25 protein-coding genes and 1 tRNA gene are annotated in these 23,520 nt (G+C 61.0%); 12 read left to right on the top strand and 14 right to left on the bottom strand.

Annotation, left to right across the window (positions count from 1 at the left end):
* Positions 1-12: 12 nt before the first annotated feature.
* The 6 genes from ACRWA7_RS21155 to ACRWA7_RS21130 all read right to left on the bottom strand — a co-directional run bounded on the left by ACRWA7_RS21155 (position 13) and on the right by ACRWA7_RS21130 (position 11,605).
* Positions 13-3,696: an autotransporter domain-containing protein gene (locus tag ACRWA7_RS21155; RefSeq protein WP_438395883.1), complete on the bottom strand. Its 3,684-nt coding sequence runs from the start codon at positions 3,694-3,696 to the stop codon at positions 13-15.
* A 124-nt stretch (positions 3,697-3,820) separates the two neighbouring features.
* The gene (locus ACRWA7_RS21150; RefSeq protein WP_060817026.1) at positions 3,821-4,279 is read right to left on the bottom strand and encodes a CopD family protein; all 459 of its coding nucleotides are present in this window, start codon (positions 4,277-4,279) and stop codon (positions 3,821-3,823) included.
* Positions 4,280-4,435: 156 nt separating this feature from the next.
* Positions 4,436-6,748, bottom strand: coding sequence for a DNA topoisomerase IV subunit A (parC, locus tag ACRWA7_RS21145; RefSeq protein WP_438395881.1), 2,313 nt, complete (start codon positions 6,746-6,748; stop codon positions 4,436-4,438).
* 50 nt (positions 6,749-6,798) lie between these two features.
* Positions 6,799-8,814 carry a DNA topoisomerase IV subunit B gene (locus ACRWA7_RS21140; protein WP_438395879.1) on the bottom strand — a complete coding sequence of 672 codons (2,016 nt, stop codon included), beginning with the start codon at positions 8,812-8,814 and terminating at the stop codon, positions 6,799-6,801.
* A gap of 240 nt (positions 8,815-9,054) precedes the next feature.
* Positions 9,055-10,992, bottom strand: a complete 1,938-nt coding sequence (locus tag ACRWA7_RS21135; protein WP_438395877.1) for an ATP-binding cassette domain-containing protein — start codon at positions 10,990-10,992, stop codon at positions 9,055-9,057.
* A gap of 211 nt (positions 10,993-11,203) precedes the next feature.
* Positions 11,204-11,605 (bottom strand): DUF4399 domain-containing protein, encoded by a 402-nt coding sequence (locus ACRWA7_RS21130; RefSeq protein ID WP_374728601.1) that lies wholly within the window; start codon positions 11,603-11,605, stop codon positions 11,204-11,206.
* A gap of 372 nt (positions 11,606-11,977) precedes the next feature.
* Between ACRWA7_RS21130 and ACRWA7_RS21125 the strand changes: the two genes are divergently transcribed.
* Positions 11,978-12,160, top strand: coding sequence for a rubredoxin (locus ACRWA7_RS21125; RefSeq protein WP_060817190.1), 183 nt, complete (start codon positions 11,978-11,980; stop codon positions 12,158-12,160).
* Positions 12,161-12,179: 19 nt separating this feature from the next.
* On the opposite strand, the gene ACRWA7_RS21120 is transcribed toward ACRWA7_RS21125, so the two are convergent.
* Positions 12,180-12,914 (bottom strand): class I SAM-dependent methyltransferase, encoded by a 735-nt coding sequence (locus tag ACRWA7_RS21120; protein WP_438395875.1) that lies wholly within the window; start codon positions 12,912-12,914, stop codon positions 12,180-12,182.
* 11 nt (positions 12,915-12,925) lie between these two features.
* Complete coding sequence (locus tag ACRWA7_RS21115; RefSeq protein ID WP_060817032.1) at positions 12,926-13,729, bottom strand: DUF4239 domain-containing protein; 804 nt, start codon at positions 13,727-13,729, stop codon at positions 12,926-12,928.
* A gap of 166 nt (positions 13,730-13,895) precedes the next feature.
* On the opposite strand from ACRWA7_RS21115, the gene ACRWA7_RS21110 reads away from it, so the two are divergent.
* Both ACRWA7_RS21110 and ACRWA7_RS21105 read left to right on the top strand, forming a co-directional pair.
* Positions 13,896-14,198: a hypothetical protein gene (locus ACRWA7_RS21110; RefSeq protein WP_060817033.1), complete on the top strand. Its 303-nt coding sequence runs from the start codon at positions 13,896-13,898 to the stop codon at positions 14,196-14,198.
* A 187-nt stretch (positions 14,199-14,385) separates the two neighbouring features.
* Positions 14,386-14,460, top strand: a tRNA-Arg gene (locus ACRWA7_RS21105).
* A 71-nt stretch (positions 14,461-14,531) separates the two neighbouring features.
* Here the strand turns inward: ACRWA7_RS21105 and ACRWA7_RS21100 are convergent.
* From ACRWA7_RS21100 to ACRWA7_RS21085, 4 genes are all read right to left on the bottom strand, one after another.
* Complete coding sequence (locus tag ACRWA7_RS21100) at positions 14,532-14,702, bottom strand: hypothetical protein (protein WP_157766571.1); 171 nt, start codon at positions 14,700-14,702, stop codon at positions 14,532-14,534.
* 104 nt (positions 14,703-14,806) lie between these two features.
* Positions 14,807-14,968: a hypothetical protein gene (locus ACRWA7_RS21095; protein WP_438395873.1), complete on the bottom strand. Its 162-nt coding sequence runs from the start codon at positions 14,966-14,968 to the stop codon at positions 14,807-14,809.
* A gap of 90 nt (positions 14,969-15,058) precedes the next feature.
* Entirely contained in the window at positions 15,059-15,262 is a 204-nt protein-coding gene (locus ACRWA7_RS21090; protein ID WP_060817036.1) for a hypothetical protein, read from the bottom strand.
* A gap of 47 nt (positions 15,263-15,309) precedes the next feature.
* Entirely contained in the window at positions 15,310-15,531 is a 222-nt protein-coding gene (locus ACRWA7_RS21085) for a hypothetical protein (RefSeq protein WP_438395871.1), read from the bottom strand.
* A gap of 164 nt (positions 15,532-15,695) precedes the next feature.
* On the opposite strand from ACRWA7_RS21085, the gene ACRWA7_RS21080 reads away from it, so the two are divergent.
* Both ACRWA7_RS21080 and ACRWA7_RS21075 read left to right on the top strand, forming a co-directional pair.
* Complete coding sequence (locus ACRWA7_RS21080) at positions 15,696-16,094, top strand: DUF1090 family protein (protein WP_060817038.1); 399 nt, start codon at positions 15,696-15,698, stop codon at positions 16,092-16,094.
* An 82-nt stretch (positions 16,095-16,176) separates the two neighbouring features.
* Positions 16,177-16,470: a hypothetical protein gene (locus ACRWA7_RS21075; protein WP_060817039.1), complete on the top strand. Its 294-nt coding sequence runs from the start codon at positions 16,177-16,179 to the stop codon at positions 16,468-16,470.
* 45 nt (positions 16,471-16,515) lie between these two features.
* Here the strand turns inward: ACRWA7_RS21075 and ACRWA7_RS21070 are convergent, their stop codons facing one another.
* On the bottom strand, positions 16,516-16,674 hold the full coding sequence (locus tag ACRWA7_RS21070; protein WP_157766573.1) for a hypothetical protein: 159 nt from the start codon (positions 16,672-16,674) through the stop codon (positions 16,516-16,518).
* 236 nt (positions 16,675-16,910) lie between these two features.
* Here ACRWA7_RS21070 and ACRWA7_RS21065 point away from each other — a divergent pair, with 236 nt between their 5' ends.
* Positions 16,911-17,378 (top strand): hypothetical protein, encoded by a 468-nt coding sequence (locus ACRWA7_RS21065; RefSeq protein ID WP_438395869.1) that lies wholly within the window; start codon positions 16,911-16,913, stop codon positions 17,376-17,378.
* Positions 17,379-17,382: 4 nt separating this feature from the next.
* On the opposite strand, the gene ACRWA7_RS21060 is transcribed toward ACRWA7_RS21065, so the two are convergent.
* A complete protein-coding gene (locus tag ACRWA7_RS21060; protein ID WP_099050473.1) occupies positions 17,383-18,882 on the bottom strand; it encodes a sensor domain-containing diguanylate cyclase in 1,500 nt (499 codons plus the stop codon).
* Positions 18,883-19,053: 171 nt separating this feature from the next.
* Here ACRWA7_RS21060 and ACRWA7_RS21055 point away from each other — a divergent pair, with 171 nt between their 5' ends.
* The 6 genes from ACRWA7_RS21055 (at position 19,054) to ACRWA7_RS21030 (ending at position 23,466) form a co-directional block, all read left to right on the top strand.
* Positions 19,054-19,557: a YbhB/YbcL family Raf kinase inhibitor-like protein gene (locus tag ACRWA7_RS21055; RefSeq protein WP_060817042.1), complete on the top strand. Its 504-nt coding sequence runs from the start codon at positions 19,054-19,056 to the stop codon at positions 19,555-19,557.
* A gap of 137 nt (positions 19,558-19,694) precedes the next feature.
* Positions 19,695-21,062, top strand: coding sequence for an MFS transporter (locus ACRWA7_RS21050; protein ID WP_438395867.1), 1,368 nt, complete (start codon positions 19,695-19,697; stop codon positions 21,060-21,062).
* A 113-nt stretch (positions 21,063-21,175) separates the two neighbouring features.
* Positions 21,176-21,730 (top strand): type 1 glutamine amidotransferase domain-containing protein, encoded by a 555-nt coding sequence (locus ACRWA7_RS21045; protein WP_438395865.1) that lies wholly within the window; start codon positions 21,176-21,178, stop codon positions 21,728-21,730.
* A gap of 71 nt (positions 21,731-21,801) precedes the next feature.
* A complete protein-coding gene (locus ACRWA7_RS21040; protein WP_438395864.1) occupies positions 21,802-22,158 on the top strand; it encodes a DUF1488 domain-containing protein in 357 nt (118 codons plus the stop codon).
* Positions 22,159-22,211: 53 nt separating this feature from the next.
* The gene (locus ACRWA7_RS21035) at positions 22,212-22,817 is read left to right on the top strand and encodes a hypothetical protein (protein WP_060817046.1); all 606 of its coding nucleotides are present in this window, start codon (positions 22,212-22,214) and stop codon (positions 22,815-22,817) included.
* A gap of 193 nt (positions 22,818-23,010) precedes the next feature.
* A complete protein-coding gene (locus ACRWA7_RS21030; RefSeq protein WP_060817047.1) occupies positions 23,011-23,466 on the top strand; it encodes a PA2169 family four-helix-bundle protein in 456 nt (151 codons plus the stop codon).
* Positions 23,467-23,520 lie beyond the last annotated feature (54 nt).

The following is a 23,520-nucleotide window of genomic DNA, read 5'->3' as shown; positions in this document are numbered from 1 at the left end:
GTATTGGGCGCGTCACCAGCGGTAATCGAATCCGACACTCGCAGCGTGCGTATGTCCGCCGCCGCCAAATTCGCCGTCGTAGCGCAAGCCCGCATGCATTCTCTGGCCCAGCGCAACATGTACGCCAACGCCCGCCTGCATTGCGTCGCGCGCCGGTCCGCTGCCGTGCACGGTAAATCCGCTGTCTGTTGCGCCTTCGAAACTCGCGCTGACCGCCTGCGTCCGTGCACCGTATTGATGGATCCACGCCAGTTCGCCGTTCACGCTCCATGCATGGCCGAGCAAGCCGAAGCCGTTGCGCCAGCGCGCGCCCAACAATGAGCGCATTGAGTTTGCAGTGTTGGCGGATACGGCCAGATTCACCGAGTCGGCGCCGCTTTCGTTGAACGCCGGGGTTTGAACGCGCTGCATTTCAAGCGATACGAACGGCGACACCACGCCGATCTTTCCCATCGATACATCGACCCCGTTGCTGAGCGTGGCGAAATACTGGTTTCCATCGACACTGCCCAGCGCCGTGCGGGGTGTATCGGTGAAGAAGACCGAGCGCTTCATGTCGTCGCTGTTTCGCGCATAGCCGGCCAGCGCCTGCAGCCAGTACAGTCCCGGTGCGTAACTGCCATAAAACGCGGCCTGGTAAGTATCGAACTGGCCGTGAACCGGCAACGTGCTGGTCGAGGTATTGCCATGCATGGCCGCAAGCGCCGCGCCGATCGTCACCTTCTGCGCGATCCGGTAATCGATGCCCGAAATCACGCCGCCCACGCTTGTTTGCTGGCCGAGCCACGTATCGTAGCCTCCGAGCCTGCCTGTGCTGCCCAGAACGCTGATCCACGAGCACACGCGTTCAGCGTTGACCGGCGATGCCCCGGCTTCGTCGGCGGCGCATTCTCCCGCGACGCGCGCGGCGCCGAGCCTGTTATCGATTGCATTCATGCCGAGGCGCGCCGCTTCGAAGTGTGCGTTCGGGATTGCAGCGTAGGCTTCCGCACTCAACTGGTCGAGCGCCGCATACGCCGATGAACCCTCAAGGCTCAACAGATCGCCTGCAACGCCCAGAAAATCGCGGGTCGGAGAGACGCCGGCCCCGATCTGCGCGACGCCATGATCGAGCGCCGCCTCGACCGCGATCTGGTTCGGCGTGCCGCCCGCGAACTGGAAACCGCGCTGGACGTGGAGATACGCGTTGTTGGCATCGTAGGTGAGCGACGCCGAGACAAAAGGATTGACGGTCGTCATGCCGGAGAAAACGCCGGTGAGACCGGCGGTCGTGCTCAGGATCGTGTACGTGTCGGTTGGCGAGAAAGATGCAGCGCGCAGACGCACTAGAACGAGGCCACCCTGCAGCGTTGCCGTTCCATCCACGGCGATCAGGTCGTTTCCTTGCGGCGTGATATCGGCTTCGTAACGGCTTCCGGATGCCTGCATGTATGAACCGGCGACGGACAACGTGCCGGTCGCCAAAGGCTGAGGACCGGTTGTTGCCAAGGTGCTCGGCACGCCGGGCGCGATAACGCCTTGCATCGCGAGCGCGCCTTTTAGCGTGCCGGTGCCGTTGAGCGTGGCGTCGGACGCGACGGTGATTGCCGGACTCGACAGGCTGCCCGTCAATGTCAGCGTGCTGTTTCGAATCGTGCTGTCGGACGCAATCGAAACCGGTCCCGACACGGTCCAGTCGGCGTCCTGCACAGCCAGCGTGGAAAAGCCCGAGGTCCGGCTGGACAACGTGCCCGCGCCTTGCAGCATCAATGCATTCGATGAACCCATTCCGCCGTCTATATCACCGGATACATCGCTGCCGCTAGCGAGCGTCAGGCGATTGTTCGAACCCGTGAAACGCAGCGCGGCGGCCTGTCCGCTGATCGTTCCCACGTTGACTATGGAGACATTCGAGCCGCCGAGAACGGCAACGCCCGCCGCGCTATTGATCGATGCCCCCTGCTCGTTCGTGAGGCTTGCAACACCGTTGGGCGCGTCGATCGATACCGCTGTTCCGTTCATGCCTTGCGCCGCGATGACACCCGCGTTCTCTATGGAAACATTGGAGCCCGATCTCGCCGAAACGCCGTTGCCGCCTTTGATCGATGCACCCCGCTGGTTGATCAGGCCGACGAAACCCGCCGGTGCGTCGATTGCGACACCGGTTCCCGTAGCGCCGCTCGCCGCGATGGCGCCCGCATTGCTGATCGACACGTTTGACCCCGTCGACACCGAAATGCCATTCGCACCGCTGATCGATCCGCCCAGTTTGTTCGTGAGACTTGCCGAACCCGCGGCGGCACTGATCGCAACACCGGTTCCGTTGACGCTACTCCCCGCGATCATCCCTGCATTGATTATCGAAACGTTCGAGCCGGCCTGAACCGCGTTACCTGCAGCGCTCGTGATCGATGCGCCCAGCTCGTTCGTGAGGCTCGCGCTGCCCGTGGGTGCATCGATTGCAACACCAATCCCGTTCGCCCCTTGCGACGCGATAAAACCCGCGTTCTCCACGCTCGTCGCGCTGCCAGTCGCAAGCACCGCGGCCACGCCGTCGGCACTGCTGGCAATCGAGCCGCGATTGACCACCCGGCTCGCGTCATTTACCAATACAGCGTTACCCGAACTCGCATGAACCGACCCGCCGGGCAGGACTTCGATATCGACTCCCGTCACTCCGGGCTGTGCAAGGACGCTTCCGCTCAACTGACCGGCCACCGAAATACCACCGCCGCCAATGAGCCAGTTTTGCGTGCCGCTGTTCGCGCCGGCGAGCGTCCACGCGCCCGAATCGTCTTTGCGCAGCGTGTCGAAGCCGCGATATTGCGCCGATGAACCCAGCCTCGATATATCGAAGCTGCCGTCTTTCGTCCCGCCGAGAATCAGCGTATTGGAACCCGTGCCCGCATCGATGACGCCCACGATGCTCGACGTGCCCGTCAGCAGCAGCGTATCGTCGCCAGGTCCGAAGAGAATCGCCGTGCCGCCCGAGCCTGTGATGCCGCCGCTATTCGAAACGAAGCTTCCGCCTGAGCCAGCACTCAAATCGATTGCCGTGCCACTCAGCGAAATGATCACGCCGTCGTTCAGAACCCGCGTTGCCGCATTGGACAGAATGCCGGGACCGTATCCCACTATCGTTCCCGTGGCGAGATTCACGACTGTGCCTCCGGCCGGCAAATGAACGCCCGACTGAACGGTCGTCACGTCCTCGGCGGAGCCGCCGATCGTGCCCGCGTTCGTGACGATGCTGGCTGAACCGTTGGCGTAGATGGCATCCCGATGACCCACGATAAAAGCGCCCGCAGAATTCACAACATCGCCGCCGTTGTACAAGGCGACTCCGGTGGTCGTATTACTGCGCATCGATCCGTTATTCAGGATTGCCGCGGGACTGTCGAATTCAACGGCAAAATAAGGGCTGATCACAACGCCGTTATTAGTGAGCGTCCACGTGATTGCGTCATTCGGTTCGCCGTAAATCGCAACGTGCGCGGTTGCATCGATAAGCGTGTTCGGCGCGACGGTGAACGGATTATCAGCCGGGCTCAGCACGTAACCGGTCTGGGAACTCGGCAGGTCGGTGGCATTCGCCAAATCCGGCATGCAGTTGGCGAGAGCAATCATGGTTGCCAGAAGACCGATCCAGCAATGCTCTTTTCTTTCCCTCGATACCCAGCCAGCGGCTTGTCTCTTTGATCTTTTCGAAGCGCTCATTGCCCGTTTCCAAGACGATTCGACTCAGCACTTTAGACCGTCGAGAACGTGTTGGAAACGGGCAATGAGACCTGCGAACAGAGAGTGAAATACTGCGATCTATCGTTCTTGGAGGAGTAGCAGCCTATATTCCGCGCGATAAAACCGCCGTGCCGATAGTCACTACGCCGAGCACAATATTGATCAGCACCAGACGCCGGATCGTGCCGACCGAGCGCGCGCCATCGGGCCAGTTCTGCGACTGGACTGCGCGGCGGATCTTCGGAAATACGCCGAAACGAATATGCCCGAAAATTAGCATCATCACAATGCCGATACCGGCCATTGCATGCAACGGCCACGGCGCATGTCCGCCGCCAAACTGAGACAGCAGGAAGCCGCCAGTCAGCAGGATCACGAGCACGGAAGCCGCCACCCAATTGAAGAACCTGGCGAATACGGATTCCCAAAGAGGCAAGCGTAATTGCGGCGATAAATCCGCGATTGCCGGACGCAGGCAAAAATGCGCGAATATCATTCCGCCAATCCAGACTGCGATTCCCAACAGATGAAGGAACAGCGCCACTTCAATCGCCTTGCTCATCGATGTTCCTTCTCGTTTCCGGTTGCAGATAAATAAGTGCACTGAATGCACATTCGGGCGTTCGACTCACTCAAACGAAACCAGTTCAAGTATTTTTCAAGATAAAGAAATGCCCCGGACACTGCTGCCCGGGGCATGTTGGATAAACACGTGTTTTCAGCTTTCGAACACAGGTCTTAGTTCGGTCACCTTAATGGTCACATCCGGCGCACGGCCCTTGCGCGCCCGCTTGCCAACATAGGCGTCCAGCGCGGCGCCCGTGAGCTTCTCGTCGCGCACCTTGCCGCCGCGCCCGGCGCCCGTCAGCACGAGACCGCGCTTGTCGATGGTCAGCGCCTGCCGCAACGTTTCCTTCGGCTCGAGCGCCACGAGGATCACGCCACGGCCGCCGCCAGAGAGCGTCTTCATTTCATCTGTGCCGAACACCAGCAGCCGCCCGTTGCTCGTCAAGCACGCAACGTGCGTGGCGCCCGGCAGCACCGGCATGGGAATCAACGGAAGCGCGCCCTCGTCGATCGTCATGAACGACTTGCCCGCCTTCACGCGGCTGACCATATCGCCGAGTTTGGCCAGGAAGCCAAAACCGTTACTCGATGCCAGCAACAACGGTTGATCCACCGCCGCCGCGTAGTAATGCAGCAGATGGGTTCCCGACTCGAGTTCGATCAGCGACGTGACCGGCACGCCATCGCCGCGACCGCCCGGCAACGTGGCGACAGGCACGGAATAGACACGGCCATTGCTGCCCCACGCAATCAAGAGGTCGGGCGTGCGCGCCTGGAACGCGGCGTAGATGCCATCGCCCGCCTTGAACTGGAAACTCGCGGGGTCGAGGCCGTGTCCCTTCAGCGCACGCACCCAGCCCTTCTGCGATACAACCACCGTCACCGGATCGTCGACTACACGCGCCTCGAACGTCGCGCGTTTTTCCGCCTGGATCAGCGTGCGGCGCTCGTCGCCATACGTCTTGGCATCGGCTTCGATTTCCTTGATCAGGAGGCGCTTCATGGCGGCGTCGCTGTTCAGCAACTCTTCGAGCTTCTCTTTCTCGCTGCGCAGGTCCTTCAGTTCCTGCTCGATCTTGATGGCTTCCAGCCGCGCGAGTTGCCGCAAACGGATTTCAAGAATGTCGTCGGCCTGGCGCTCGCTGAGCTTGAAACGCTGCATCAGCGCTTCCTTGGGATCGTCGGCTTCACGAATCACGCGGATCACTTCATCAATATTCAGGAAGACGATCATCCGCCCTTCGAGAATATGGATGCGGTCGTTCACCTTGCCCAGGCGATGCTGCGTGCGGCGCGTGACCGTGGTGAAGCGAAAGCCGATCCACTCGTGCAGGATTTCGCGAAGACCCTTCTGACGCGGCCGTCCGTCCGCGCTGATCATGACCAGGTTGATCGATGAATTCGATTCCAGGCTCGTATGCGCGAGCAGCGAATGCACGAACTCGGTCTGGTCGATACGGCTCGACTTCGGTTCGAACACAAGCCGCACGGGCGCGTCGCGGCCGGATTCGTCGCGAACCGTGTCGAGCAGCGCGAGCATGGTCTGCTTCGTCTGCAACTGATCGGGGCTCAACGCCTTCTTGCCGAGCTTGATCTTCGGGTTCGTCAGTTCCTCGATTTCCTCGAGCACCTTCTGCCCTGACGTGCTCGGCGGCAACTCGGTGATCACGAGTTGCCACTGACCGCGCGCCATGTCCTCGATCTTCCAGCGCGCCCGCACCTTCAGACTGCCGCGGCCTGTTTCATAAGCCGCGGCGATTTCCGCAGGACTGGAGATGATCTGGCCGCCGCCGGGAAAATCGGGCCCCGGGATCATGTTCATGAGCTCGGCGTGCTCGATCTTTGGATTGCGGATCATCGCGACCGATGCGGCGGCGACTTCACGCAAGTTATGCGAAGGGATTTCGGTGGCAAGACCCACCGCAATGCCCGATGCACCGTTCAGCAGCGCAAACGGCAGACGCGCCGGCAAGAGCTTCGGCTCCTGGAACGAGCCGTCGTAGTTCGGCATGAAATCGACCGTGCCCATATCGATTTCATCGAGCAGCAACTTGGCGATAGGCGTAAGGCGCGCCTCCGTGTACCGCATGGCGGCCGCGCCGTCGCCATCGCGGGAACCGAAGTTGCCCTGACCGTCGATCAGCGGATAACGCATGGAGAAAGCCTGCGCGAGACGCACCAGTGCGTCGTAGGCCGACTGGTCGCCGTGCGGATGATACTTACCCAGCACGTCGCCCACCACGCGCGCCGACTTTACCGGCTTGGCCGTGTTTGCCAGGCCCATCTCGTTCATGGCGAACAGGATGCGGCGTTGCACGGGCTTCTGGCCGTCGCTGACGTCGGGTAGCGCACGGCCTTTGACCACGCTCACCGCGTAATCCAGATACGCGCGCTCGGCGTAGTCGCCAAGCGTCAGTTTTTCGCCATCGGGCGCGGCTTCTTGTTCCGCGAAGAGATCGTCCATCGAATTTCCAGTTTTATGCGTTGACGCGTTTCAGGTGCAGGCAGAAGCCGTCAGATATCGGCTTCGACTTCGTTGCCCTTCTCCTCCAGCCAGCTACGCCGCGACGCCGCTTCGCCCTTGCCCATCAGCATGGTCATGCGCGTGACCGTATCGTCGAAACCAAGCTCGCCAAGCTGGACCGGCAGCAGGCGGCGCGTGTCGGGATTCATGGTCGTGTCCCAAAGCTGCTCCGCGCTCATTTCGCCCAGGCCCTTGAACCGGCTGATCGACCATTGGGTTTCGCGCACGCCGTCCTTTCGCAGCTTGTCCAGGATGGCTTCGAGTTCGCCTTCGTCGAGGGCATAGAGTTTCTGCGCCGGTTTCTTGCCGCGAGCCGGGGCGTCGACACGAAACAGCGGCGGCCGCGCGATGCACACATTGCCCTGCTCGATCAATTGCGGGAAATGCTTGAAGAACAGTGTGAGCAGGAGAACCTGGATGTGCGAGCCGTCCACGTCCGCGTCCGACAGAATGCAGATCTTGCCGTAGCGCAGGTTCGAAAGATCGGCCTTGCTGTCGAGACTATCCGGACTATGCGGGTCGACACCGATCGCCACCGCGATGTCATGCACCTCGTTGTTGGCGAAGAGCCTGTCGCGCTCGGTTTCCCACGTGTTCAGCACCTTGCCGCGCAAGGGAAGAATGGCCTGAAATTCTTTATCGCGGCCCATCTTGGCGGAGCCGCCCGCAGAATCGCCTTCCACGAGGAAGAGTTCGTTGCGCGAGACGTCCGTGGATTCGCAGTCGGTAAGCTTGCCGGGCAACACCGCCACGCCGGAACTCTTGCGCTTCTCGACCTTTTGTCCCGCACGCGTGCGCGCCTGAGCCTGACGAATGACGAGTTCCGCGAGCTTCTTGCCGTACTCGACATGCTGGTTCAGCCACAATTCGAGCGCGGGCCGCGAAAACGAGGACACGAGTTTCACAGCGTCGCGGCTATTGAGACGTTCCTTGATCTGGCCTTGAAACTGCGGGTCGAGCACCTTCGCCGACAACACGAACGACACCCGCGCGAACACGTCTTCCGCGAGCAGCTTGACGCCTTTCGGCTGCAGGTTGTGCAACTCGACAAAGCTCTTGACCGCCTGGAACAGACCGTCGCGCAAGCCGGATTCGTGCGTGCCGCCCGCCGGCGTGGGAATCAGGTTGACGTACGACTCGCGCAGCAACGGACCTTCCTCGCTCCACGCGACAACCCAGCTTGCGCCCTCGCCTTCGGCAAAGGTTTCTTCGCTCGATTTGGCATTGCCCGCAAAACGCTCGCCTTCGAACAACGGGATCAGAAGGTCGCTGCCGCCCATGCCTTCGAGCAGATAGCCCCTTAGTCCGTCTTCGTATTTCCAGCTCTGGCGCTCGCCGGTTTTCTCGTTGATGAGCACCACTTCCACGCCCGGCAGCAGCACGGCCTTCGAGCGCAACAGGCGCTGCAACTCGCCTACGGGCAAGTTTGGAGAATCGAAGTATTTCGGATTGGCCCAGGCGGTGACGCGCGTGCCCGACTTCTTCTCGCCGCGATTCATGGTCCGGGTTTCGAGCGGTTTGACTACGTCGCCATTCGCGAAACCGAGGTCGGCTACCTTGCCGTCACGCCAGACTGTCACGTCCAGCCGTGTGGACAGCGCGTTCGTCACCGACACCCCCACGCCATGCAGCCCGCCCGAGAAGGTGTACGCGCCGCCGGCGGCCTTGTCGAACTTGCCGCCCGCATGCAGGCGCGTGAACACGATTTCGACGACCGGCACGCCTTCCTCGGGATGCATGCCGAATGGGATGCCACGTCCATCGTCTTCGACGGACACCGAATGGTCCGCATGCAGCGTCACCGTGATCTGCTTGCCATAGCCGCCGAGCGCCTCGTCCGAGGCGTTGTCGATGACTTCCTGAATGATGTGCAGCGGATTTTCGGTGCGGGTGTACATGCCGGGCCGTTGCTTGACCGGCTCGAGCCCCTTCAGCACCTTGATCGATGCTTCGCTGTATCCGCTGTTCTTGCCGCCTTCGGCGGCGCTGGGTTTTTTCGTTGACATGTCTGGACGTAGGTCCGGCGCTCCGTCCCGCCCGCGGCATGTTGAGCCGTGGCCGGGCCGGTCAGCCGGCGAATGCGTGAACAGTACGGAATTGCGCGTCAGTATCTTGCTTCCGCGGCGGCGAGCGCTGATTCGCGGCCAACTGCAGCCTCAAACCAACGCCGCCGAAAACGCGACGTATTTTACTGATTTCGACAAACTTTTCGATAAGGCGAATAAATCCGGTCTCAACAACCGGTTTTATTTCCGCTTGGCTTCCAGTTCTTCCCAGCGTTCGAGCGCGACCAGCAATTCTTCGTCGATCGCCGCGTGGCGCTCGCTCAACCGCGCGCCCTCTTTTGGATCTTTGGCAAAGACAGAACCGTCTTCCAGCTTCGCCGCAATGGACTTCTGCTCGGACTCGAGCGCGGCGATCTGAGCGGGCAACGCTTCAAGTTCGCGTACTTCCTTGTAGGGGAGCTTGTTCGAACGCTGTGAATTGCGCCCCGCGCCACTGTCTTTCGGGCCGTCGTCCTTCTTCGCCTGCCTGGCTGTGTCGCGGGCGGCGTCCGCCACTATTTTCTCGGAGCGCTCGCGCTGGATTTGCCAGTCGGTGAAGCCGCCGACATATTCCCGCCACTTGCCTTCTCCCTCCGACGCAAACACCGACGTCACCACGTTATCCAGAAACTGACGGTCATGGCTGACCAGTAAAACCGTGCCATCGTAGTCGGTGAGCAGTTCTTCCAGCAGTTCGAGCGTCTGGATATCGAGGTCGTTGGTCGGCTCGTCCAGCACCAGCACGTTCGCCGGGCGTGCAAACAGGCGCGCGAGCAGCAGCCGGTTGCGTTCGCCGCCGGAAAGCGAGCGAACAGGCGAACGCGCGCGCTCCGGCGCGAACAGGAAGTCACCGAGATAGCTCATCACGTGCTTCTTCACGCCGTTCACTTCAACCCATTCGCTGCCGGGACTGATGGTGTCGGCGAGGGTTTTGTCGAGATCGAGTTGTGCGCGCATCTGGTCGAAATACGCGACCTGCGTATTCGTGCCGGTGCGCACCGTGCCGCTGTCCGGCGCGAGTTCACCGAGAATCATCTTGAGCAGCGTGGTCTTGCCCGCACCGTTCGGCCCGATGAAACCAATCTTGTCGCCGCGCATGACAGTGGCGGTGAAGTTATCCACGATGATCCGGTCGCCGTACTTCTTCGTGACGTCCGTCAGTTCCGAGACGATCTTGCCCGAACGCTCGCCCTGGCCCACGTCGAGCTTCACATTGCCTTGCACGTTGCGGCGTTCGGCCCGTTCGTTGCGCATTTCGACCAGCCGCGCGATCCGTCCGACACTGCGCGTGCGCCGCGCTTCGACACCCTTGCGAATCCACACTTCTTCCTGCGCGAGAAGCTTGTCGAACTTGGCCGCTTCGACCTGCTCTATTTCAAGCTGCTGCGCCTTGCGGGTCTGGTAAGCGCTGTAGTTGCCCGGATAGGAAAGCAGGCGCCCACGATCCAGATCCACAATACGGGTTGCGACCTTGTCGAGAAACGCGCGGTCGTGGGTGATGAACAGGAGGCCCGTGCGCAGCGTGACCAGCAGGTCTTCGAGCCACCGGATGCCTTCGAAGTCAAGGTGGTTGGTCGGTTCGTCGAGCAGCAGCACGTCCGGTTGCACGACCAGCGCACGCGCCAGCGCCACGCGCTTTTTCATGCCGCCAGAGAGCGCACCCGAGCGGACGTCGCCATCAAGACCGATCTGTTGCAACGTGGTGGCGACCCGCGTTTGCCAGTTCCACGCATCGGTTGTGTCCAGCGACGACTGCAGCGCGTTCATGCGCGCCATCAGCGCGTCGTGCTCCGGACCCTCGTGCGGCGCGTCCGCGAGCTGATGCGCGACGGCGTCGTAATCGTCGAGCAATTGGCGCGCGTGCGACAGCCCTGACGCGACAACGTCGAAAACCGACGCCTCGAGGTCGAACTCCGGCTCCTGCGGCACGTAGACGGTCGTAAGCTCGTTCTGGCGCGTGATCAGGCCGTCGTCCGGCTTCGCCAGTCCCGCGATGATTTTCAGCAGCGACGACTTGCCCGCGCCGTTACGGCCGATAAGCCCGACGCGTTCGCCCGCTTCGAGTGAAAAGTCAGCGTGATCAAGCAACGCGACGTGGCCGAACGCGAGTTGCGCGTCGGAAATGGAATAAAGCGACATGGGAGGCAGCCGGAAAAGTGCAAATACTGGAAGCGGCCATTGTACCGGTCTTGGCCGGTGCGCCCGGACCCCTATGCCATCAGGTCTAGTAAAGACGCCTGTCTGGTTACAACTAAACGAATCGATTCCCGGGATTTTGAGATTCGGGCGGACTTCCTGGAAACGTCGGCACGACGTCCTCGCGAAGACCGCCCAACAGCCTTGCGGCTGCTTATTTCACGTGAATCTTGATCGTCTGGCTCATTTCGGGGCCGAACGACTGGTGCGCGCCGTCGCCGAATTGCAGCGTCAGTGTGTGATCGCCAGGAGGCAGCTTGATGTCCGCTTCCGTTTGCGCCTTGCCGAAATGAAGTGATTTTTCATTCGCGGGGATGACGAGGCCCTTTTGCATCGGGCCGGCATCGATCAGCAGGTGATGGTGGCCCTTGGTCGGATCGGTATCTCCCGCTGGTGCGAGTCCCATGCCTTCCAGTCCGAACACCACGTGCACCGGACTTGTAACCGTCGCGCCGTCTTTCGGCTGCACAAAAAAGACACGTGCTTCTGCGTGCGCCGCGGCGGCCACGAGAAACATGCTCGACAACACCAATCCCGACAACAGTTTCTTAAACATCATTTTTTTGCTCCCAAGAAGAGTGCGGCTGCCGATCTGCGAATTCAGCAGCCAAAACGGCTTCGTGCGTTACGTGATGCATGTCGCCCAGACGGCGCAAGACCTCGCGAAAACACACAAAAACCGCCGGCAGAGGATACACCGAGCCTGTGATAGAACGCACGTCGCATGAAGCTCCCCCTTTCCAGCGTCTTTAGCATCCATTATTCGCCATGTTTTACCTGCGATGAGACGGTTCCCACATTCCGGTACCATGCGGTGCGCCAGACGTACCGATGGCAATGTTGCACCGTTGTAGAACTGTATTCTTGCCGCCAAATCGGCCGGCAGGAAAATTCACTATTTTTGTTGAACGAGAAAAAAGAGTCTGTCGTGAGCGAAGTCTTAGAATATAAAAGTTGGGTTTGCCTGATTTGTGGTTGGATATACAACGAAGAAGATGGCTTGCCGGAAGACGGCATTGCAGCCGGCACCCGTTTCGCCGATATCCCGGAAAGCTGGCGGTGTCCGCTATGCGACGTTGGCAAGGAAGATTTCGTGGCGGTCGAATTCTGAGCGCTTTGTCCGCGCCACGTCAGCGCGCGATCACAATCAATTCGCGGCTTTGGGCCGATACCGCTGCCTCATCCCAATCGCCAAACCATTGAAGCTTGCCGAAACCCGCCTCGTGCAACAGCGCGACAAGTTCGTCCTGGCTGCGAAATCGAAGTTCGCTTTGCGATATCAGCTCTTCTCCCGACGCCGAAAACCTGTAATGCGTGCTGAAGCGTACGACTGAGTGCGCGTGTTCGCTGACATTGTCGAGCCAGACTTCTACTTCGCCCGCTCCTTCCACCGCGATTTTCCTCAGCGAGCGCGCAGGCGTCCACGCGTCCCACGCGCGCGCCGCCGGATTACGGCTTTCAAAGGCGAGTTCGCCGCCCGTACGCAACGCGTGCCGGGCGGCCTTCAGTGTCGCGAGAAAAGCGCTGTCATCGATAAAAACCTGCGCCACGTGTCCCGTCATCAGCGCCAGATCCGCCGGCGGCAAAAGGGCAAGCGCGCCTGCATCTCCTTCGATCCAGTCCACCTGCCCGGCATGCAGGCGCTTGCGCGCAACCTGCAGCATTGCGCGCGCCGGATCAACGCCGATCACGCGAGCGCCTTGCGCCGCCAGCTCGCATGCAAGCAAACCGGTGCCGCAACCCAGATCGATCACGTGGCGCTTGCCGGCGGCGAGCGCGAGGTAAAAGGCGGTATCGGCGGCGGCGGGATTGAGCGTGTCATAGAGCGCGACGAGGCGTGGATCGGTGTAAAGGGTCGATGGCATGTGGATCAGGATCAGCGGCTCAAATACGCAAGCGCGTCGCGCAGGGGTTGGCTGGGCACGAGTATGGACCCCGTAAACGGCGTGTCCAGGTCGAGGATCACGAGCACGGCGGACGCTATGGACAGCGCGCCGAGCGTGATGAGCACGAGCGCCAGCGCGTTGCGCGGCGCGATCAGTCCGAAGCACAGGAAAATGACGACCAGCCAGAAGACCAGGATATGGTCGAACGGCGTCGATATCGAGCCGCGCGCCTCCTCGACGATTTTCCATCGTTGCTCAATGAGATCGTTGAACTGGATCAGCGCTTCGTTATCGAGTCTCTGATGATAAGGGTCGCGCGGCTGCAGTTCCCGCACTTCCCGCTGCGCACGTTCGAGAAGCCCGCCCAGTTCGCGGCTGTCCAGATGATGCGCGCGCGGATCGGGTGCGATGGTTTTCGGGAAGTAATCGCCGGGGGGCGGCGGTTCCTGCGTCCAGGTCGAAGCAATCGCGGCCGCCGTGTACGCGCGCAGGATCTGGCGCGGCGAATCGGCGTCGGGGCCGTACTGGCGCAGGCTGTTGTCGAGCTGAATCAGCGCGGTGGCGTAGGTGCGGATGTCGTTGTTGGTGGTATCGAACAAGGTTTTCGCCGATGCCGTGAGCAAGCCCAGCACGAGCGCCGCGAACGTGACGAGCATGCCAATCACGAGCTTCAGCAACTGCACGGTTTCAAACGCCGTGTGCTCTTTGGGCAATAACGGGCGCACGAATACGCCAAAGCCAGACGCCGCAAGTAAAAAGAAGAAAACAGCAGAGGCGGTTTCGAATTCGGTCATTGGCAATGGGAACGAGAAGGTTATCGCTGGCCTCTTGGCGATCGGTCGCCATAAGTAATGTAATAAGCTACGTTATTGAACGTATGTTCGAAATTGACGCTATTACCAACTCGAACGATAATCTGCCCGGCCTGGCCCACTCGCTTTCACATGACGAGATCGACCAATGAAAAAGAAAATGCCCCCGATGGCTGCAGTCGTTCTGAGCGCATGCGGTTTAGCCTGCATGGTGTCGAACGCGAACGCCAACACCGCCGCCGATAACATCCGGCTAAGCGCCGCGCCGCTCAACCACGCCACGCTTGGCAACGAATGCACGAACCGTTCGATCCAGCCGTTCGCCAGGCCGAACGACAATACTGCCTCCGACGATGCATTGCGCCTCGCGCTGAATGTGATCAAGGGAATGGCCGGCGGGACAGAGCACATGGCGCTGACGAAAGTTTGCGGCGAAAATTCGGCGTTGTAGGCGTGGAGCGGCTCTTAGACGCAAATGACGGGTTTTGCGCGAAATGTCTTTGATATACTCTGGCCGCTGCAACCGGGCAAACCGGTTACGTAGCCGGTAAATTACGATTCAAGGCTCGGCTTCAAGGCTCGTTACGGCGCTTCGTTTAGGAAGAAGCAGGTTAGCCGGAACGTACGCTTATATCCATCTCCCTGTAGTTCAATGGATAGAACAAGTGCCTCCTAAGCGCTAGATGCAGGTTCGATTCCTGCCAGGGGGACCAGATAATCCCGGCTCTTTCCAACAGAGCCATCCCGGGTCCGGCACCCGCTTATGCGGCTTTGTTGCTGGAATCTACCGCGAACCCATCCAGAACTCGTCATCGAGCGCTTCGAAGAAAAACGCTTCCAGCGCGTCTTCCGACAGATCATCGATAGTGATGCCGCGCAGGCGGCAGAGCAGATGAAGGGTCTCGTCGGCGGCGAGCACGAGATTGCGGAACGCGGTCGCGGTGGGATTATTCATGTCCATGACTCGGCTAACGGCCGCGCTGGACGTAACTTTAGAAAAATGCAGGAAATTTCGCGCGTCGCCGCGGAGCGCAGCGTATAAGCGAACGCGTACCGCCGTCAGGCATCACCCGCGAGTGCGTTCAGGAAAAACTCGCCGAGTTCGTCGTCGGAGAGCGCTTCTATCGGAATTCCGCGCAGGCGGCAAATCAGTTCGAGCGTCTCGCCGGCTGCCCGGATCAAGTCGCGGGAGGTATCGAATGTGGGGTTCAAGGGTTCCATGTCACTAATAACGGCGCGGCCGCGCTCAACTTTAAACGCCGCGCGCCAAGGACCGACGGCATGACGTCAAACCCCGGCCCAACCGCCACCCTATTCCCGCTCGGCTGGAAAGCGCCGGTCCAGCTCGCGCTTCGCCCACATCAGCGCTTCATTTTCGGCAACGTTGCTGGTCGGCGCCATTTCGCCCGCGTTGGTCTTGAGCGGCAGCGCGCCCGCCTGTACCGACCAGTCCCAGCGGTCTCCACGCTTTTCAACGAACACGTCAATGGCATGTTCGCGGTGCATATAACGCATGGCTTCTCCCGTTGGCAGGCCGCGATCCTAGCACGCCGCGCACGGCATCAGCCCGCATGTTCGCTGCACCAGTCGATAGCCCACGCCCGCGCGCAAGCAATGGCGTCGTTGTCGTTATCGAATGCATCGATATCGCCCGACTCGTGTCGTACAGGATGGCCACTGGCTCGGGCGGCCGCCTTGGTGATGTGCGCCTGCGCGTAGTAGAGGCCATCCTGATCGTGCCGTGACCGGCAGTCGATGTGAAAGCCCTCATAGTCGAAACGCATGAACGTATTCCTCGCGAAAAAGTAAGCAGTCCACGAACAAACGCGCAAAACTCGTTCCGCGCGCATTCCACATCTGGCTAAAATACGCCGACCTCGCCCGCTCAGGATAACGGCGGGACACATACCGGCCCTCAAGGTCAATCTAGTCAGTCACGGATTTCGCCATGAAATTGTTCGTCGCCGTCGCGCTCTGCATGTGCTTCTCCGTCGCTCGCGCCTCGCCGGAAACCGATGCATGCGACGCTCATCGGCAAAGCCTGGAACGGCAGATGGCCATCGCGCTGAACCGCGAAGACTCTGCCCAACTCGACACGCTGCAAGCCGCGCTCGACAAGACCAACGCCGAATGCACACCGGACGCCATCGCGCAACGCAAGGCCGACGCACTCAGGCGTCACAACGACGCCATCGCGCAAGCCAGGAACACGCTGCGCGCCTGGGAAGCCGAACTGGCGAGGGCGCAAAAGAAAGGTACGGACCAGCTTAATATCGCGGCATGGCAACGCAAGGTGAACCGGGCGCGCGCGGACCTCGACCGGGCAATCGCGCGACCCATTCAATAGCAATCAGGCAGATTACGGCCCCAAGGGTTTGTACCGACACACGTGTACCTAAAGTTTTACTTGCCGGAGCCGTTTAGCATTGATGGACCTCGTCACAGACACGAAGCCGCAGGGCGCGTTTTCTGCGCTTCTGGCGGACCAGGAGTTGACGCACCTCGAACTGGTGCTGCGGCGTTCGCTCATTGACGACGCGCTGAGCCCTATTCTCCCGCCGGCGTACTGGCGGGAACGGCTAGCGTTAATAGCACGGGGATCGCACTTGTCGCACACGCAGATTCAGACGGTGCATAGGCTGTATTTGCAGATCGATGCATACGAGGCGAGTCATCGGACGATGCTCGATGCACCCCGGCTGACGCCCGATACCGGCAAATAACCACTCCCCGCCCGGGAAATTTGCCAGATATCCGCCGAACACGTGTCAGTGGCGATGGCGCATCCACCAGTCATGCAGGGAATCGTGGACCGAGCGGCCCATCATCCGCTCGCGAAATTCGTCGCGCCAGTCGTGCGCAAGCAAGCCAATCGCCAATGCGGCCAGCAACGCCAGGCCAACGAGAATATGTTCAAGTCCGTTCATGGCGCCCTCCGCTTCGGTCGACAGCCATGTACAAGCATAGGTCACGCGATGAAAACCGGGTAATCGGAAAAGCCGCGTACCGCGCTGTCGAACACGAATTCGAACCAGCGGTATAACGCTTGTTTCATAGGTTTTCCGACTGCCCGGCCAAGCTCGCAAATAGCGCCCTGGGCACTTTGGCTATACTTGCGCACCCACGTTCAAGCTTCGATTTGCGCCCCGATAAAAGGATTTGCATGACTCTCAAGCACGCCGCGCCGCGCGTGAATTCCGCGCTGATTGCATGCGTTATGACTTGCGCCCTGACCTTGCCGCCGTCAATGAGCGCCCATGCGCAAAATCAATCCGCGCAGCCTTCCCCTGCCCAGATGCTGCCGCCGGGACATCCCGCCGTGCAGCAGCCGTCACCACAAAGCGTCGCGGCCGAAGGCGTGCGCACGAGCGCGAACATTGCACGAGGCGCGGCGGATATCTGCCATATCGATGCAGCGAAAATAGCGCGCTTCAAGGCCGTGGCGCGCAAGAACTTCACCGATGCGCCCGATTTCGACGGCGAATGGAACCTCGGCTACAAGGAAGCGCAATCGACCGTCGACCGGTTCGCCGCGCTCAAGACAAGCAACCCGCAAGAGTATGCGCGGAAGATCGGCGAGGCGTGCCCGGCGCTCTCGCGCGGTATCGATGAATCGACGGCGGGCCAGTAACCCGCTACGCGCTCGGCGTTTCGTCAGGCGTGCCGTAATGCGCGCGCTTTTCGAGGTACATGGCGGCGTCGGCGCGCTGCATCATGGCTTCGAGGCGCTCGCCGTCCTGCGCGGTGGCCGCGCCCATGGCAAAACTCAACGGCATGCCTGAATAGAACTGGTTGTTGACCTCCACCAGTTGCCGGATGCTGTCGATCACCGCCGCGCCGCCGCGTTCGTCCACGCCTGGCAACAGCAGCACGAACTCGTCGCCGCCAATGCGCGCGGCGTGGCTTGGCTTCTCCACGGCCTTGCCCAACACTTCGCCCGCGCGCCGCAGCAACGCGTCGCCGGCGGCGTGTCCTAGCTGGTCGTTGACGGCCTTGAGGCCATTCACGTCCACGGCCACGGCCGTCACCGGGAACGGACCCTTGCGCTCGAGCCGGTTCATTTCATCGATATAAAACGAGCGGTTCTTCAGCTTCGTCAGCGCGTCGTGTTTGCCGAGGAATTCCAGGTACGCCTCCGCTTTCTTGCGCGCGGTAATGTCGGTCAACGCGACCAGCACGAGATCCCACTCGGCTTCATGTCCGGGGAAGACCGAAAACTGCAGATGCACGTTCAGTTGATGGCCTTCGAGCGAATAGTTGATCACTTCGCGCTGGTGAAAGAGGCGGTTCTCCCAAAGATCGATGAGCTGTTCCTGGAAATGTCCCACCATCTCGTCGCGAAAAACTTCGCCGAGGCGGCTGAGCAACATGGCTTTGTCCGTGGCGCCGAACATGGTGAGCGTGTGCTGGTTCACGTCGAGCACGTGGATTTCCTGCATGCAGCGCTCGACGAATTCCGGATGCACGTTCGTGAACGTGCGGAAATCGACAATACCCCGATCGCGGATATCGTCCAGCAGCGACTTCACCGTGCTGAAATTTTCCACCCACAGCGAAACCGGCGAATGCTCGAACAGGCCGCGCGCGTAGAGCTCGCTGAGCGCAGCCTTGCGCCGTATATTTTCGAGTTCCGTGATGTCCTCGACTGTCACGAGCACACGGTCCCAGGTCGCTTCATGGCCCGGCAGAATGACCGCCTTGAGCAGGACGTCGAGGCGTTTTCCATCGAGCGCGTAGTTCACGGTCTTGCTCAGGAACTGCGTCTTTCCCGACCAGAGCTGCTCCAGTTCGTCCGCGTGAGTGAGCAGCATGTCGTCGCGGAAAACCGCGCCGAGACTGTCCACCAGATGGTCGAAATCCCTTGCACCGAACAGCGTGAGCGTGCGCTGATTGACCTTGATCACGCGGATGCGCGACGAACACTCGGCAATGCGCGAGGTATCGGCTCGCAGGAATGTACGCAGATCAGCAACGCCGTTCGCGCGCCAGCCTTCGAACACTTCGCGCACTGCGCTGAAATCTTCGAGCCATAACGAGACGGGCGCGAGTTCGAACATATCGGCGTCATCGGCGGCCGGATTCGGCGCCGGCGTCACGCTGTGCAATGCGCGCCCCAAGCTATTCGGCATGTCCATCCTTTCAAAAACGTGCGTGAAGCGTTTCAGGTATTAGTATTTTATGCGCACACGTCTCAAAAATATGCCGCAAGCCAAAAGTCCCGCGCCCGGGTCTGCCACTTGCGCTTGTCAGGCATGTTTGCTGCACGCGGCGTTCAAATACTCAACCGTCAAAGGAGGCGATGTCCCATGGCTGATTTTCGTATCTGGTCCGATGAATTCGCAGCAAACGGCTATCTGTCGAAGACACATGAATTCGATCAGCAGGCATTCGGCGTCGACGGTGAAAACCTCTCGCCCGCACTGCAGTGGGAAGGCGTGCCGCCCGAAGCGGAGAGCCTTGCGCTGACCGTCTATGACCCCGATGCACCCACGGGCAGCGGCTTCTGGCATTGGGTGGTCGCTAATATTCCGGCCGGGACGCACTCGCTCCCGCAGAACGCGGGGAAAGCGGATGGCAGCCTGCTGCCGGCCGGCGCGCTGCAATTGCGCAACGACTACGGAACGGTTGGCTTTGGCGGCACGGCGCCTCCGCGCGGCGACAAAGCGCACAGATACATCTTCCGGATCCATGCGCTGAAGGCGGCCCATTTGCCCGTGGATTCCGCCACGACAAACGCAGTCGCGCGCTTCATGATCCATCTCAACGAAATCGATTCCGCAACGTACACCGGGCTCTACGAACTGAAATAAGTTCGGATTCCCGGCGCATCGCTGGCAGCCGCTCGGGTGCGAAAGGACCCAGCGGCCGCGGCGATGCTGCCGCTCGAAGTAAACTGACTGAAAGGCGCACGCCTTACACTTCGCGGCTCCCCTCCTCTTCCCTATCGATGGACGCAGAACAAGGCCTTCCGTATCCCCAGCGCTATTGGGCCATCCTGGTCGTTGCGCTTGGCATCACGCTCGCAGTGCTTGATGGCGCTATCGCGAACGTCGCGCTTCCGACTATCGCACGCAACCTGAACGCCAGTCCCGCCGACTCCATCTGGGTCGTCAACGCCTATCAGCTTGCCATCACGGTTTCGTTATTGCCGCTTGCTTCGCTGGGCGACCGGATTGGCTATCCGCGCGTGTACATGGCGGGGCTGGCGCTGTTCACGCTGGCATCGTTTGGATGCGCACTGTCGGGGTCGCTGACGTCGCTTGCGATCACACGCGTGATCCAGGGGTTCGGCGCGGCGGGAATCATGAGCGTCAACACCGCGCTCGTGCGCATGATCTATCCGCCCGAACACCTTGGCCGCGGCGTCAGCATCAACGCATCGGTCGTGGCCGTCTCGTCCGTGATCGGGCCAACGGTTGCGTCCGGCGTGCTCGCCATCGCGCCGTGGCCCTGGCTCTTCGCGATCAATGTGCCCATCGGCATCGCGGCGCTCGCCGTGGGCTGGAAAGCGCTGCCGCACATGCCGGGCCATCGCCGGCCTTACGACTACATCAGCGCGTTGATGAACGCCGTGGTGTTCGGCCTCGCGATCACCGCCGTCGACGGGCTTGGCCACGGCGAGCATCGTCCATTCGTGATTGCTGAATTTGTGGTGGCGGGCGTTATCGGCTACTTCTTCGTGCGTCGGCAACTGACGCAAACGGCGCCGCTGCTGCCGGTGGACTTGCTGCGCATTCCGACTTTCGCGCTGTCGGTCGCGACATCGTTTTGCTCATTCACCGCGCAAATGCTGACTTTTGTCTCGCTGCCTTTCCTGCTGCAGAACACGCTCGGCATGACGCAGGTCCAGACAGGCTTCCTGATGACGCCCTGGCCTCTGGTGATCGTCTTCATAGCGCCGCTCGCGGGCATGCTCTCGGACCGGTATTCGGCCGGAGTGCTTGGCGGGATCGGGCTGGCCTTGCTGAGCGCCGGCCTGCTGCTGCTCGCGAGCACGGGCGCGCATCCGGCTCCCTTCGACATAGCGTGGCGCATGGCGCTTTGCGGCCTCGGCTTCGGGCTCTTCCAGTCGCCGAACAACCGGCAGATGCTGGCGTCGGCGCCACGCAACCGTAGCGGCGGCGCGAGCGGCATGCTCGGCACCGCGCGGCTTTCCGGACAAACACTGGGCGCGGCGCTCGTCGCGTTGATCTTTGGTGTCGCGCCGCTGCACGGGCCCACGATCACGCTGATCGTTGCAGCCTGTTTTGCAGCAGCCGCTGCAGGCGTCAGCCTGTTGCGCATGTCCCACAACAAGACTTCGGCCGCCGCCTGAACCACGCTCGCCGCCCAAGCCGCTCAAGCCTTTAGGCACACCCTTTGCTGCGTTGATCGAATGCGGTTCTGGACGCCAGAACCGGTCCTTCAATGCATCAAAGGAGCTTACACATGACCGCTTCCCTGAACGGTTACAAGGTCGCGATCCTTGCCGTCGATGGCTTCGAACAAGCCGAACTCGTCGAGCCGCAGAAAGCGCTCAAGGCGGCCGGCGCGAAAGTCGATGTGGTGTCGCAAAAGCCGGGGCAGATCCAGGGCTTCGTTCACACCGACTTAGGCGACAAAGCCAACGTAGACATCACGCTCGACAAGATCAATGCCGCCGATTACGACGCGCTCGTGCTCCCGGGCGGCGTGGTGAATGGCGACGCGATCCGCATCGATACAAAGGCGCAAGGCATCGTCAAGCAATTCAACACGGATGGCAAGCCCATCGCCGTGATTTGCCATGGCGGCTGGTTGCCGATCTCGTCGGGCATTGTTTCAGGACGGACGATGACAAGCTGGCCCACGCTGCAGGACGACATCCGGAACGCGGGCGGAACGTGGGTTGACGAGGAAGTGCATCGCGATGGCAATCTCATCACAAGCCGCAAGCCCGACGACATTCCCGCGTTCAACAAAGCCATCATCGAGGCGCTGAACGAGCGGCCGAAGGCGGCCTGAGTGTTCGCGAGTTCGGCTCGCGTCCGATCTTCTCGAGCGCGGCACATCGCCAGGCCAAGGGGCATCTCACCATGACCGCCATTCAGGACAGGGCTGTTCCACACGATCCGCAACACCGGCTGGCCTACGAGGATTCGACCATGCAAATCCAGTTTTCCGACGATCAACCCGTCTACGACGGCGACGATTTCGCGCTTCACTTCACCGCCCTGGTCGACGCGGAGCCTGTTGTCTGCTCCATTTCCGCCGAAGCGCTCGAAGATCATTTTGGCGCGGCGTCAGCGCGCGAAGACGATCTAAGGAACGCATTCGCACAAGGTCGCGCGCGGATTCTCTCAGTGTGCACGGAAGCGCTCGATCGCAATGGCGGGGAAAGTGTCGTGCTGCGCAGTGGCTTGTTCCGTGTCGCGGGCATGGAGCCGGAATGACGGCTTGAGCCCGCGCTCGATTGACTCGATTCAACGTTTTCCGGGAGATCCTCATGTCGCTGATCATCGCTGGACGATTTCAAACATTTCCAAAAGCCGAGGCCGCGGCACAGCGCCTCTTCGCACGCGGGTTTGTGGAGGAGGACGTCACGCTGTTCTACGTTGCACCGAGCGGCCAGCACTCGCGCCTCAATACCGGCGGCGACCACAGTGCCAATGCCGGCGCCAAAGATTCATCGAAAGGCGCGGGTAAAGGCGTGACAATCGGCGCCGTGCTCGGTGCAATCGTCGGTGCAGCCGTTTTTCTCGTGTTCAAGGCGCCGTGGCTTGCCGCAGTTGTCGCAGCGGGCGTGGGCGCGTACGTCGGGTCGCTGGCGGGCGCCATGGCGCAATCGAAGTCCGGCAAGCGCGCCCCGCAGGATGCAACCAGCGCCGACAACCACGGCTCCGCGAATGCAATCGATGCGCGCCAATCCGGCGTTCTCGTGGCGGTGCATTGCGCCCCGGAGCAGCAGACGGAAGCCGCATCGATTCTCCGGGACGCCGGCGGCATGGAAGTAGAACGTGCCTCGGGACAGTGGAGAAACGGACGCTGGGCCGATTTCGATCCGGTCAAGCCACCGGAGCCGGTCAAGGAATTCGCTGAACCGCGGCCCTGAGAAACACGCTGAAGTTGTTCGTGACCGCCGTGCGTGCATCAACCGCCAGCGGTCCTTCTTTTTATGTGTCACAAGGTCATTCAGGCACGCCCGTTGCGACTGTACTTGCGACCACGGTCCGATAGGATTTTGCGGAATATCTTTCGCAAGACCCGGCCGCGGGCCATCTTCGATAACTCACAGGAGGTTCCACATGAGCACGAACATCGTCTCGGTACTCAACGATCTGATTGAAACGTCGAAGGACGGCGAAAAGGGCTTCAGGAAGGCGGCAGCAGATACGAAGGATGCGTCGCTTCAGCAATTGTTCACGGGCCGCGCGGACGACTGTGCTCGCGGCGCGAGCGAACTTCAAAACGTGGTTCAGGGACTGGGCGGCAAGCCGGAAACTGGCGGAAGCGTGGGCGGTGCGTTGCACCGTGGATGGGTGGACGTGAAGGCGGCGGTCAGCCACCGTACCGATCATGCAATCCTTGAGGAATGCGAGCGCGGTGAAGACGTCGCAAAGAAGAATTATCGCGAAGCACTGGACAAGGAACTGCCCGCCGATGTGCGCGCAGTCGTCGAACGTCAGTACCAAGGCGTGATCCAGAACCACGATCGCATCCGCGATCTTCGCGACCAATACGCAGCGGCTGCCAAGTCCTGATTTAGACCAGGGCTGTAGTGCATGAAAAAAGCCGCCGCGCTGTCACAGCGCGGC

The organism is Caballeronia sp. DA-9, assembly GCF_051615025.1.
GTDB lineage: Bacteria > Pseudomonadota > Gammaproteobacteria > Burkholderiales > Burkholderiaceae > Caballeronia > Caballeronia sordidicola.
The sequence above is the reverse complement of the archived record's forward strand: the minus strand, read 5'-3'. Positions and strand labels throughout refer to the sequence as shown.